Annotated in this window: 13 protein-coding genes; 5 read left to right on the plus strand and 8 right to left on the minus strand. The window is 61.8% G+C overall.

Features of this window, described 5'->3' with window-relative positions; genetic code table 11:
• Window positions 1-34 precede the first annotated feature (34 nt).
• Window positions 35-676 (minus strand): histidine phosphatase family protein, encoded by a 642-nt coding sequence (locus AC2YB9_RS17325; RefSeq protein WP_487266611.1) that lies wholly within the window; start codon window positions 674-676, stop codon window positions 35-37.
• The gene (locus AC2YB9_RS17330; RefSeq protein ID WP_487266612.1) at window positions 676-1,476 is read right to left on the minus strand and encodes an SDR family NAD(P)-dependent oxidoreductase; all 801 of its coding nucleotides are present in this window, start codon (window positions 1,474-1,476) and stop codon (window positions 676-678) included. The genes AC2YB9_RS17325 and AC2YB9_RS17330 overlap by 1 nt, the downstream gene beginning before the upstream one ends.
• 112 nt (window positions 1,477-1,588) lie before the next feature.
• On the opposite strand from AC2YB9_RS17330, the gene AC2YB9_RS17335 reads away from it, so the two are divergent.
• On the plus strand, window positions 1,589-3,016 hold the full coding sequence (locus AC2YB9_RS17335; RefSeq protein ID WP_487266613.1) for a hypothetical protein: 1,428 nt from the start codon (window positions 1,589-1,591) through the stop codon (window positions 3,014-3,016).
• Between the two features lie 22 nt (window positions 3,017-3,038).
• Here AC2YB9_RS17335 and AC2YB9_RS17340 read toward each other — a convergent pair whose 3' ends face one another.
• From AC2YB9_RS17340 to AC2YB9_RS17350, 3 genes are read right to left on the minus strand one after another with little or no spacing between them, the layout of a single operon-like run.
• Window positions 3,039-3,704 carry a nitroreductase gene (locus AC2YB9_RS17340; protein ID WP_487266614.1) on the minus strand — a complete coding sequence of 222 codons (666 nt, stop codon included), beginning with the start codon at window positions 3,702-3,704 and terminating at the stop codon, window positions 3,039-3,041.
• On the minus strand, window positions 3,701-4,564 hold the full coding sequence (locus AC2YB9_RS17345; protein ID WP_487266615.1) for an alpha/beta fold hydrolase: 864 nt from the start codon (window positions 4,562-4,564) through the stop codon (window positions 3,701-3,703). The genes AC2YB9_RS17340 and AC2YB9_RS17345 overlap by 4 nt, the downstream gene beginning before the upstream one ends.
• An 11-nt stretch (window positions 4,565-4,575) precedes the next feature.
• Entirely contained in the window at window positions 4,576-5,016 is a 441-nt protein-coding gene (locus AC2YB9_RS17350; RefSeq protein ID WP_487266616.1) for a hypothetical protein, read from the minus strand.
• 68 nt (window positions 5,017-5,084) lie between these two features.
• Between AC2YB9_RS17350 and AC2YB9_RS17355 the strand changes: the two genes are divergently transcribed.
• Window positions 5,085-5,945 carry an SDR family oxidoreductase gene (locus AC2YB9_RS17355; RefSeq protein WP_487266617.1) on the plus strand — a complete coding sequence of 287 codons (861 nt, stop codon included), beginning with the start codon at window positions 5,085-5,087 and terminating at the stop codon, window positions 5,943-5,945.
• 2 nt (window positions 5,946-5,947) lie between these two features.
• Here AC2YB9_RS17355 and AC2YB9_RS17360 read toward each other — a convergent pair whose 3' ends face one another.
• Both AC2YB9_RS17360 and AC2YB9_RS17365 read right to left on the minus strand, forming a co-directional pair.
• Window positions 5,948-6,865 carry an alpha/beta fold hydrolase gene (locus AC2YB9_RS17360; RefSeq protein ID WP_487266618.1) on the minus strand — a complete coding sequence of 306 codons (918 nt, stop codon included), beginning with the start codon at window positions 6,863-6,865 and terminating at the stop codon, window positions 5,948-5,950.
• Between the two features lie 45 nt (window positions 6,866-6,910).
• The gene (locus AC2YB9_RS17365; RefSeq protein ID WP_487266619.1) at window positions 6,911-7,351 is read right to left on the minus strand and encodes an OsmC family protein; all 441 of its coding nucleotides are present in this window, start codon (window positions 7,349-7,351) and stop codon (window positions 6,911-6,913) included.
• A gap of 132 nt (window positions 7,352-7,483) precedes the next feature.
• On the opposite strand from AC2YB9_RS17365, the gene AC2YB9_RS17370 reads away from it, so the two are divergent.
• Window positions 7,484-7,795 carry an amino acid permease gene (locus tag AC2YB9_RS17370; RefSeq protein ID WP_487266620.1) on the plus strand — a complete coding sequence of 104 codons (312 nt, stop codon included), beginning with the start codon at window positions 7,484-7,486 and terminating at the stop codon, window positions 7,793-7,795.
• Window positions 7,755-8,819: an amino acid permease gene (locus tag AC2YB9_RS17375; protein WP_487266621.1), complete on the plus strand. Its 1,065-nt coding sequence runs from the start codon at window positions 7,755-7,757 to the stop codon at window positions 8,817-8,819. The genes AC2YB9_RS17370 and AC2YB9_RS17375 overlap by 41 nt, the downstream gene beginning before the upstream one ends.
• A 27-nt stretch (window positions 8,820-8,846) precedes the next feature.
• Here AC2YB9_RS17375 and AC2YB9_RS17380 read toward each other — a convergent pair whose 3' ends face one another.
• Complete coding sequence (locus tag AC2YB9_RS17380) at window positions 8,847-10,121, minus strand: DUF222 domain-containing protein (RefSeq protein WP_487266622.1); 1,275 nt, start codon at window positions 10,119-10,121, stop codon at window positions 8,847-8,849.
• Between the two features lie 154 nt (window positions 10,122-10,275).
• On the opposite strand from AC2YB9_RS17380, the gene AC2YB9_RS17385 reads away from it, so the two are divergent.
• Window positions 10,276-11,565: an integrase core domain-containing protein gene (locus AC2YB9_RS17385; RefSeq protein ID WP_487266623.1), complete on the plus strand. Its 1,290-nt coding sequence runs from the start codon at window positions 10,276-10,278 to the stop codon at window positions 11,563-11,565.
• The last annotated feature ends 101 nt before the right edge of the window (window positions 11,566-11,666 follow it).

Consider the following 11,666-nt stretch of genomic DNA (forward strand, 5'->3'; position numbering starts at 1 on the left):
GAGCCGTCCTTCGTTAATGTGGGATTCAAGGGGTTTAACGGTAGGTGACCAGTTCGGCCGGCAGGTGGCCGTGCTCGTTGAATGACAGCAGCGTACGACCGGCACGCCCGGTCACGATCTTCATGACGCCGGTGTTGATGATGACGCTGTTGAGCTTGGACCAGAGCGTGCTGTCGCCGGTGAGCAGCTGCGCGGCGATGAGGCTAATCGGGCCGCCCGAGCTGAACACGACCGCCGTTTCACCGCTACCGGTCGAATCTGCAAGCCGATCGAATGCGCCGATGACCCGGGCGCGAAATTCTGCGAACGACTCGAATTCACCTGTGCTGCCCGCGGACCACGCAGTCGTCGCTTCGACGAAGGCGGCTTGGAACTCACGCGGATCGGTCGAGCTGAAGCCGGGTTTCAAACCCTTGAGGATTGCCTCATGGTCGAACTCGTTCCAGCCATTGTCGACCTCGTAGCCGTCGTCCTGACCGGCCATCGCGAGCGCGTTGAGTGCGGTGTCATGATGGCGCTGCATCGCCCCCGAGTAGGCCTTCGTCGGCAGCCAACCAGTCGCCTCCCACGCGTAGCCAAGTTGGCGGGATTGTTCGATGCCGGTCTCGGAAAGCACATCATAATTGGCCGCGCCGAAGGAAGCCTGTCCATGGCGGACTAGATAAATTGCGCCCACTAGTCTTTACGCGCCATCTGCGCCGATGCCTTAGCCATCATCCGATAGTAGAGGGGTCGAGCGAAGCGCTTGGCAGCGTATGCGATCCGGCCATCCCGGTCGGTCAAAATAATGTGTTTGCCCTTCTCGACGCCGCGAATCACAACCGCCGCGATGTCATCCGCGCTCCGTTTGGACCCGTCGATCAACTTAGCTGCCGACTTCCTAGCCTGCTCATCTTTACCGCGGAAGGATTCAGTCAGATTGGTCCGGAAGAACGTCGGACAGATCACTGAGACCTTGACGTCAAACGGCTTGAACTCGTGCAACAGCGTCTCGCTCAGCGCGACCACGCCGGCCTTGACCGCGTTGTATTCACTCATACGCGGCGGATGGATGAGCCCAGCCGCGGAGGCGGTGTTAACGATGTGGCCACTCTTCTGCGCCTTCAGCATGGGCGTGAACGTACGGCAGCCGCGTACGACACCGAGCAGATTGATGTCGACGATCCACTGCCACTGATCCAACTCGGAGAGCTCCAGCCGTCCGCCAGCCGCAACCCCAGCGTTATTGAACAAATAGTCGAGACCGTCCCAGTGCTCAACGACCCAGTCGTATGCCTTCGCCCAATCGACATCCTGAGTGACATCGAGGCGGCGATAGGAAACCCCGTCGAGATGGGACAAGGAATCGGGCAGCTCATTGTGAACGTCGGTCGCGAGAATCCGGCAGCCACGCTGAACGAATTGTTTGACCAACGCCAGACCGAGGCCCGAGGCGGCGCCGGTGATCAGGACTCGGGAGTTCGATGCGATTTCCATACTCGGATACTATCGGTATCTGAATATCTAGCACGGCGCCAACGATTGAGCACGGGAAAGTTACTCGCGCGGAAACTCGTCAGTAACCAGAATTGCCTCCTATTCTGGCGCCATGGGTTCACTCGACGGCGTCACTTTTCCGACCGACAGCACATCAGCAACCGGCCGCAAGGTACTCGCCGATGCGCTGCGTAAGACCGATCCGATTGGCGCTCGAGCGGTCGAACGCGAGACAAATTGGCGTCGCAACTATCTGACGCATTTCCGCCGTGCGGTCGAGGCTGGCATCGGTGAGCCGCCGGCAGCTCACTCGATCGCTGAGGACGGGCTGAAGTCGATCCATGCCGAGATGCGCTACGGCGATACCCCACTCGACGCGGCGATCGACACACTCGCGCTGGCGCAGGCATTCAATACCCAGACTGCAATTGGGACAAATGAACCCGAAACCACGCTGACGATCCCTTACAAAGGCGAGCAACTCAGCGGCAAAGCGCTACTCGACCAACTCGAGGCCTGGGTCGAGCGCGGCGTCATCACCCAGAGTTGCGCGCAGGCGCTGACAACAGTCGCGGACAACCCGGAGTGGCTCCGGCTCGAGGGCGACACCGTCGTGGCGCTCGGCGCTGGCGCCGAGATGGGGCCCCTGCGAGCACTGTTGCGGTGGGGTGCCGATGTTGCCGCGGTCGATCTGCCGCGCAAAAATCTCCAGCATCGGCTCGAGGCGATTGCCGCAGATGGCGCCGGTCGCCTCCACCTGCCGGCCCGCATCGTCACCGACGCCGAGTCGGGCAATGGTGCCGATCTGGTCAATGAACTCCCCGCGGTCGCACATTGGCTCGACACTCTCGACGGTCGGATTGTGTTGGGCAACTACTCCTACGCCGACGGACCGATGCACGTACGTCTGTCGATGGCAGCCGACGCACTCGGCCAGCACATGTCCTCGGTGCGCCCAGACACCGCGCTCGCGTTCTTGGCGACGCCAACCGATGTATTTGCTGTGCCCGGCGACGACGTCAACCGTTCCAACGATGCGTATGCGCGCCGATCGATCTCCAAGGTGATCCGCCAACCGCTGCGGCTCGCCAGCGGTGGCCGACTGTTGCAGCGCAACTATCCGCCCGGCGCCAATCCCGGCATTTGTGACGCGCTCGTTCCGCAACAGGGCCCCAATTACGCGCTGGCCAAACGCGTCCAGCGTTGGCGGGCAACGACCGCCCGCCATGCTGGCCAGACCGTCTCGATGAATGTCGCACCAGCCACTCGGACCCAATCCGTGCTCAAGAACAAGGCATTAGCGGCAGCGTATGCCGGCGCGCACCGTTTCGGCGTCGAAGTTTTCGATCCGTCGACGAGCAACACGATGATGGCGGCCCTGCTCGTACACGACCTGCGTGCTGGCGCGGCGCCGATGAACGAGCCGTGGCAGGACGAAGCCAATAACGCCGCGCATGGTGGATTGTGGACGGCCGCCTATCATCCACGCAGCGCGCTCGGCCTGGCTGCGGTGCTGGGAATTGGCGCGTTACGTAGCTGACCGGGCAACTGACTGGGCGGCGTCAGTCGACGAACGTGGCCGACTCGACGATTGGGACACGGCTGGTCCGATACGTGGCAGTCGGATGCTCTGGATCGGCATAGCCGAACGAGATGGCGCATACGACAAGGCGAGTCTCGGGCAGCGAGAACCATTCGCGTAGGAACGGCGCACGAGCAGCCAACGCGGCCTGCGCAATCGCACCGAGTCCGAGCGCTTGCGCGGCCAACAGGAAGGTCTCGACATACAGCCCACAGTCGATCGCACCGTAGACACCAAGATCGGCCTCAGTCGTGATGATGGCGGTATGCGGTGCGCCGAAGAACTCAAAGTTCCTCAACCCCTGCTGCATCGACGCATCGCGATCGCCCTTCTTGACGCCGACCGCATCGTAGAGTTGCCAACCACTTTCGCGACGGCGTTCTTGGAATGCGCCTGCATACCGCGCCGGGAAGTCGAAATCCGAGCCGTATCCATCGAAGGAAGCCAGCAACGCTTCACTCAATCGAGTCGTGGCAGCGCCCGAAGTTAGCGTGACATGCCAAGGCTGAGTGTTGCACCACGAGGGCGTACGTGCAGCGATCGCCAACAATCGCTCGATCGTCTCGAGCGGGACCTGTTCGTCGGTGAAGCCGCGGCAACTCCAGCGCTCGTCGAGCAATCGCTCTAAGGCCTCGAGATCACTCATGCGTTCCTCCACTGTCCGGCCAACGTTTGCAATGCGGAAATCAACGCAATCGGCTGATCAAGCATGATGTGGTGTCCACTGTCCGGGATGAGCGTGACCGGCACATGGCCGCCCAGTCGCGCCGCGACGAGCGCGGTGATGTCAGTCGTCGCCATGCCCCGTTCTCCGCGGATCAGCGCGACCTTGCATTCAGCCTCGGTCAAGTCCTCGGGTTCCATCAGTGCGCGGAAGAAGACTCGCGGATCGAATTTCCAGGTCCACCCGCCCTCGACCTCGACGACGGAGCCCGCAGCGATGTGCGCGCGAATGTATTCGGCAGTCGATTCATCGGACGGCAGCGTACGAAAACGCGCCTCGATGGCTTGGCGTGTCGGGTAAATCTTATTGCTCGGCGCCTCGCGGCTCTCTTCCATCCAGGCACGCGTTTCGGCGGAGATGTCTTGGACCGGCGAGTCGATCGCAACGACCCCGGCCAAACTCTTCCCGTGCACCTTGGCCGCGGTCAGCGCGACAAAGCCGCCCATGCTGTGACCGAAAACGATCGGCCGGGCCGAGCCTTCGGCTGCTGCGACTGCCAGCACCTCATCGGCCCAATTTTCGAGGTTGTAACTGTCGCGTCGATCGCTGTCGCCGTGGCCGGAGAGGTCGAGCGCGATGACGCGATGCTCGGCGGCAAGGAACGGTGCGATGTGATCCCACCAGCCCGCGTGGGCCGCCCCGCCGTGAACGAGCACGACCGCCGGATCGCCACTTTTGCCCCAAGCCCGATAGCTGATGCGAGCGCCATCAACTGTCGTCGCGCCATCATCATGTGATTGAGCGAGCGCGTCGGTAAACCAGGCAGGGAGCTCTGTTTTCATAGGCTGGATCGTCACAAGAGTTGTCCTTTGATGAAGCCGGCGAAGACCACGAGAAAGCCACCAACCTCGCCGAAAATGAGCGCAATCATGGCCGGCTTCAATGCCCGGACCGGATGCACGAATTGATTATCGGTGTCGCGCCGAAAGCCATGCCAAACATAACTGCAAATCGCGCCGACGAAGAAGGCAATCACAACGAGCGCGGCGGTGAGATCGACCGCGGTCGGCCAGACACTCAACTCGACAAACACCGCGAGCAGAAGAGTCGCGAAGGAATACATCAGCGCGGCGCGATGCGCGATGTCAACGTATGGATGCGCGAGTCCATTGGCGGAAGTCGACATCTGTCGGTATTTCCACACACCCAACAAAAGTGCGGCCACGAAGATGAGTCCGGTGGCAACCAACGTCACGCGGGTGTCGACGCCCAGAATCAGCTCGTGAGTCTTCACCAAATCCTCCAGATCAGTTACAGTCACTCTTGACTGTTTTTATCATGACAACGATATAGGGAGAGTTCATGTCGCTCGAAGGCACCACCATGATCATGTCCGGCGGAAGCCGCGGCATTGGCGAGGCGATTGCGGTTCGGGCCGCTCAGGATGGCGCCAATGTTGCGCTGCTGGCCAAAACGACGGAGCCCCATCCCAAACTGCCAGGCACAATTTACACCGCGGCGAAGGCCATCGAGGCCGCCGGCGGCAAGGCGCTCCCGCTGGTCGGCGACATCCGCGATGACGCCTTCGTCGAGTCTGCGGTCGCGCAGACGGCCGAGGCATTCGGCGGCATCGACATCGTCGTCAACAACGCGAGCGCGATCGACCTGAGTGGTATTGATGACGTCTCGATGAAGAAGTACGACCTCATGAATGACATCAATTCACGTGGGTCATTCCTACTCTCGAAGCTGGCAATCGCCTACCTGCGCCGCTCAGCCAATCCGCACATCCTGACGTTGTCGCCGCCAATCACCCTCGATCCCAAGTGGTTTACCAGCAGCACCGCCTACACGATCGCGAAATTTGGGATGAGTCTCGTGACGCTCGGCCTCTCCGAAGAGCTGCGTGCTGACGGCATCGCCGCCAACTCGTTGTGGCCGCGCACTGCGATCGACACCGCTGCGGTCCGCAATGTCGTGGGTTCGGACCTCGTGTCGCATTCGCGTACGCCGCAGATCATGGCCGATGCCGCCTACGAGATCTTGATCAAATCGGCCAAGGAGTTCACCGGCCAATTCGTCATCGACGACGATATCCTCGCCGACGCGGGCGTCACCGACTTCTCGATCTATCTCAACGAGGGTGGCACCGAGGAAGGGTTGGCGCTGGATTTCTGGGTTGAACCGAAGGGCCCACACGACCCGTCACTCAGACTGCACTAAAATTAATTTGCGTTGAGCCAATTGTCGATGATCTTGACCGTGTCTTGCGGAACCTCCAATTGGGGCGTGTGACCGACGCTCGGCAGGAATTTCGTCGTCCACGTCGGGTGCACTTTAGCGGCCCGGCGTGCGGCAGCGATCGGCACCAACCGGTCGGCCTCACCGTGGATCAATAGCACGGGTGCGGCGATCGACGCCATCTTCTTCTCAAGGCTGCGCGGCAGCAGTAGACAGCGCATGAGCGAGCGCGCGGCGGCGAGGAAGGCCGTCTCTTGATCAGGGATCTCCCGGCGTATGCGGATCAACTCAACACTGATAGGAAACATGTCCTTGTCTGCACGGGACGTATCGGCAAAGCACAGCTTGGCGATTCGCGTGACAAGTTCATCCGCGCTGAGGCGGGCTTGCATCGTCTTCATCGAGACCTCGCCGACGCCCGGAACCGCATAGACGATGAAGGTCGCGGCGACACCCGGATCAGGTAGCCGTCGCGGCAGTGGCAGCGCCGGATCAATCAGGATCAGCCGTTCAACGGTGTCCGGATGGGCTGCCGTTTGAAGGATCGAGATGAGTCCACCCATCGAGTTGCCGACCAGAACCACTGGTCGCCCAATCTGCTGGCGCAGGAAGGTGTCGACGAGCTTCGCATTGGCGTGGATCGATGAATTCGACCGATCGCCGGGGGTGAGCCCGAAGCCGTGCAGGTCGAGCGCATAAACATGTCGGCCCTGGGCGAGCGCCGGACCGATCAGCGTCCAGTTGAGGTGCGAGCCACCCAAGCCGTGAACAAACACCATCGGAGTCGCGTAATCCGGGCCGCCGAAGTCGATCCAGTGGATCGGCCCGTCGAGCGCAGCCATGTAGCCGGCCGCCCCCCAGTGCGCGGCGAGTTGCCAGTGGGCATCATCGATGGCCGTCATACATCGACCTTATACAGATCTTTCGTTCGGGGCAGCGACGGCCGCTTACGACGTGGAGCGGTCGGTTTGCACCATCTCGACCGGTGTACCCAATTGTACGGTCCGGCTCACCGTGCAGAGCCGATCGTGCGACTGGGCGATCGAGCGTGGGATCGACTCACGCGCCCTGTCGCCGGCTTCACCCTCGGGGAAACGAAGATCGAAAGTGACCTTGATGTTGGTCAAGTGATTGCCATTTTCGTCACGGACCTTGGTGCCCTCAGAGTCCACATCGAATGAGACCGGCTCAACTCGCTTGCCAGTGATGTAGTCGACGTCGATCGCGCTACAGCCGGCAATCCCGGCCAGCAACAATTCGACCGGGGTGAAATCGCTGTCGCTGCCTTCCCCGATCGAGATCGAGCCGCCGCGGATGTTGGTCAGGGAGTACTTCGCCTTCTCCAGACGTGCCAGTCGCACTGATCTCAGTTCGCCATCATCGCTCATCGGGAATCCTCTCGTTCTGGTTTTAGTCCAACCTAATCCAGTCGTATTTTTCTGGTTCGACACGCAAGGCTTTTCATTGCCAATCGCGGCCCCACAGGTCGACTACGAAAGAACGAGTTTGGGGAGAACCGCATGGGCGTATTTCGTATCAAAAGTGTCGAGCAATCCATCAAGGACACCAATGAGCCAGGTGAGACGCTCAAGAAGGAGCTGACCGCTTGGGATCTGACGTTTTTCGGTGTCGGCGTCATCATCGGCACCGGGATCTTCGTCCTCACCGGCCAGCAAGCGCACATAGACGCCGGGCCCGCAATCGTTCTGTCGTTCGTTCTTGCCGGCGTCGCCTGTGGTTTGGCCGCCCGCTGTTACGCCGAATTCGCGTCGACGGTCCCGGTTGCCGGCAGTGCCTACACATTTTCTCGTATGCAACCCTCGGCGAACTGATCGCCTGGATCATCGGTTGGGACCTGGTGTTGGCGTTGGCGCTCGGGGCTGCCGTCGTGTTGTTCGTCATCGTTGCCGGCCTGTTTTTCATCAAGGCCGCCAACTTCCATCTATTCATCCCCGCCTCGAAGCCCAGCAGCAGCGGTGGCACACCGTTGGCCGACGACACGCTGCTGCAGGCCATCTTCGGCATCCAACCGACTCATTTCGGGGTCTACGGAATCGTTGCGGCCGCCTCGATGGTGTTTTCGCCTATATCGGTTTCGAGATTGTCGCGACTGCCGCCGAGGAGACCAAGGACCCCAAACGCGACATCCCGCGTGTCATTATCGGCTCACTCGTCATCTGCACCGTGCTCTACATGGCGGTGTCACTGGTGATCAATGGCATGCTCAAATACAGCGACAAGCGGATGAGCACCGGCGCACCGCTGTCGGCCGCATTCGATGCAAACGGCGCCCACTGGGCGAGCAAACTCATTTCCCTAGGTGCAGTCTGCGGGCTGACAACAGTCATCTTGGTACTGATGCTCGGGCAAGCCCGCGTGTTGTTCGCGATGTCGCGTGACGGCTTGTTGCCACGCGGTTTGGCCCGCGTCCATCCACGTTTTGGTACGCCCTACATCATCACCATCATGACCGGTGCGTTCGGCGCCATACTGGCGGGCATCGTGCCGCTTGCCGAGCTGTCCAAACTGGTCAGCATCGGCACACTCTTCGCGTTCGTTCTCGTGTCTGCCGGCGTCATCATCTTGCGCCGCACACGCCCTGAACTCGAGCGGTCCTTCCGCGTTCCGGCCGTGCCGTGGGTCCCGGTCCTCGCGATCCTCGCGTGCGCTTGGCTGCTGGTGAATCTTTCGGTCGAAACGTGGATTCGCTTCGGGATCTGGCTCGTGATCGGCTTCGTCATCTACTTCACCTACGGGGTCCGCCACTCGCGTCTTGCGCTCGGGCTCAAACGGGTTCCAGCAGCTGCCACCGATTCCACCGGCGAACCGGCCAAACGCGACAAACCGACGGACTGACCGTGCGAATCAGCAGGTCCTGCGGGTTTAGGCGGTGATGCCGTGGGTGATGTCGTGTTCGGTGTGGGTGATGAATTCTGGGGTGAACCAGGGGTCGGGGTGCCAGGGTTGGACGGGGAGTGGGTCGGGGGATCGTTGGTAGTGGTGGCCGGTGCTGGTGGTCCAGTCGAAGGTGCCGGGTTCGGTTTGGGTGACCGATAATGTTCCGGCGGTTTTGAGTCGGTGGGCTCGTCGATGTAGGGCACCGAGGTTCGATGCGGTGGTCGGGGCCGGATGCGCGGTGGTGTGGTCGGTGTCGCAGTCGCTGGCCGGAACGGTTGAGGTGGGGAAGACGCTGGTGCCGTCGCGGAACCGGATCGCCATGCCCAGGTCGCCGGTGGCGAACCTGCCAACACGGGTTACGTCGAGTAGTTTGCCGGTCTTGTCGGTGAGGAGTCGCCAGAACAGGGTGCCGGGCTGGATGGCAAGATCGCGGATGTAGCTGGCGGGGACGGATGCGGACCGGTCGATCAGTTCACCGGGCGCATCGGATAAGCCCATGACTGATTGGATCGGGACAACGACACCGATATCGATTCGTGCCCGATTGGTTGGGCTGGTGGTGCCCGTGGCGGTTGTGTCGCCGAGGAGCAGGCTGCTGAGCGCGTCCGCGCGCTGTTGGGAGTGTGTCCGTCCGGCAGTTGGTTGTGTGCGGGCGGTTTGTTCGATGCGGTGGTCGATCGCTGCGGCTTCGGTTGAGGGCAGCAGGGCCATTAGCCAACTCATGCCGTCGTCGCCGACTTCCAGGTGGACACGGCGTTCGCGGCGGGCTTGGCGGTGTCGCTGTTCGGCGAGATCTGGTTCGATCCGGTCGACGAAACGGGCCAGCCAGCGACGCAACTGCTCCAACGTCCGGCTGCTGGCGATGTCCACAACCATGACGTCCAAACGAGTGATTGAGTCGGGGCGTTCGAGCCGGCCAGCGGTGGCCACGATCAGCCCGACATGGCCGGCACCAAGATGGCCACGGGCCCACCCGTCCCAGACGTGCGGCAGCCGGGCGCGGGCGTAGCGGGCGGCCGCGAGCAGCCGCTGCAGGACGCCGACCGGGATCAGTAGCGCGAGCGACAACTCGTGTACCGCGGCCTCGGCCTCCAACTGGCCAACTTTCTGGCCAACCGTGCGGCCATGGCCACCGATCATCTCGCCGTGGCTGCGGGCGTCAGCAACGAAGACCAGCATGTCCATAACCTGGGCACACTCAGCGACGAACGCTGTGCTCTGGCGTGCGACCAACCGGTCGATCAACACTGCATCCGCCATCACTGATTCACCCCGAATCCGCCACTAAAACATTCTATCGAACATATGTTCGATACTACTTGTCAGGTCTGACAAGAACAAGTGTTATCTCTCAGGACATCGGTGACGGTTTGGTTGGTCTTGGTGGTGACACTTCAGCCTTGAGGGTTGGGAGATGGCTACTAGTGAACCCATCGATCCTCGTGTCCGTCTCGCAATCGCGCAGTGGCCCGATGACGCGCCGCGCGGGGCAGTGTCGACGTTCTGTGCCGAGCACGGCATCTCGCGCAAGTCGTTCTACGAACTGCGCAAGCGCGCGAAGGCCGAGGGGCCGGCCGCGGTGCTCGAGCCCAAGTCCAGGCGTCCGCGGGCGAGCCCCTCGAAGCTGACCGATGAGGTCAAGGAACAGGCTGTGGCAGTGCGCGCGGCTCTGGAGGCCTCGGGTCTGGATCATGGGCCGATCAGCGTGCACGACAAGATGCACACGATGGGCCTGGACCCGGTCCCCTCCACGGCATCACTGGCACGGATCTTCCGCGAAGTAGGTGTAGCGCGTCTTGAGCCGAAGAAGAAACCCCGCTCGGCATGGCGGCGTTTCGTCTATCCGGCACCGAACGCGTGCTGGCAGCTCGACGCCACCGAGTATGTGCTGAGCGGCGGACGTAAGTGTGTGATCTTCCAACTCATCGACGGCCACTCCCGCTATGCGGTCGCGTCCCACGTCGCGGCCGGTGAGACCGCCAAGGACGCGATCATCGTGGTCGACAAGGCCATCGCTGCCCACGGTGTGCCGCAACGACTGCTGTCTGACAACGGGCTCGCACTGAACCCGTCGCGCCGAGGGGTTGTCGGTCAGCTCGTCGCGCATGTTGCCGCGCTGGGCACTGAGGCGATCACCGGCAAGCCCTACAAACCGACTACTCAGGGCAAGAACGAGCGCTTCCATCAGACCCTGTTCCGTTACCTGGACAAGCAGCCGATCGCCGAGTCGCTGACCGAACTGCAAGCCCAGGTCGACGCCTTCGACCACATCTACAACATCGAGCGTCCTCACCAGGGGCTGCCTGGACGTGTCACGCCGTTGACTGCGTGGGAGGCGACTCCCAAAGCCGAGCCGCCCCGTCCGAAGCAGGACCGGCCCGTCTACGAGCCCTCGACCCCTGCCTTACGTCCCCGACCGAAGCCGCCAGCCGATCTTCCCGCCGACACGCGTATCCGAACGGTGAACACGTCGGGCACCGTCCACGTTGACAGGGTGTTCTACAAAGTCGACGTGAGCCACAGGTTCGAGCAGGTCCTCGTCATCAGCGACGGTAATCAGGCCGGCGACAAGATCACCATCACCAACCTGCAAGGCGAGATCTTGGCCGAGCGCACCCGCCCCGCCCCCGGAGTGACCTACGTCGGCAACGGCAGACGCCCCGGAACCCGCCCGAAGAACCCGGGAGTGTCACCGAAGTCCTGACACATCAACCGTCACCGATGTCCTGATGCAGAACTGTCACCCATGTCCTGAGAGATAACATCTGACAAGAACAAGACACTTCCCAGAAATGTGGACAACTG

The sequence above is a fragment of the Aeromicrobium changchenzhani genome (assembly GCF_057586615.1).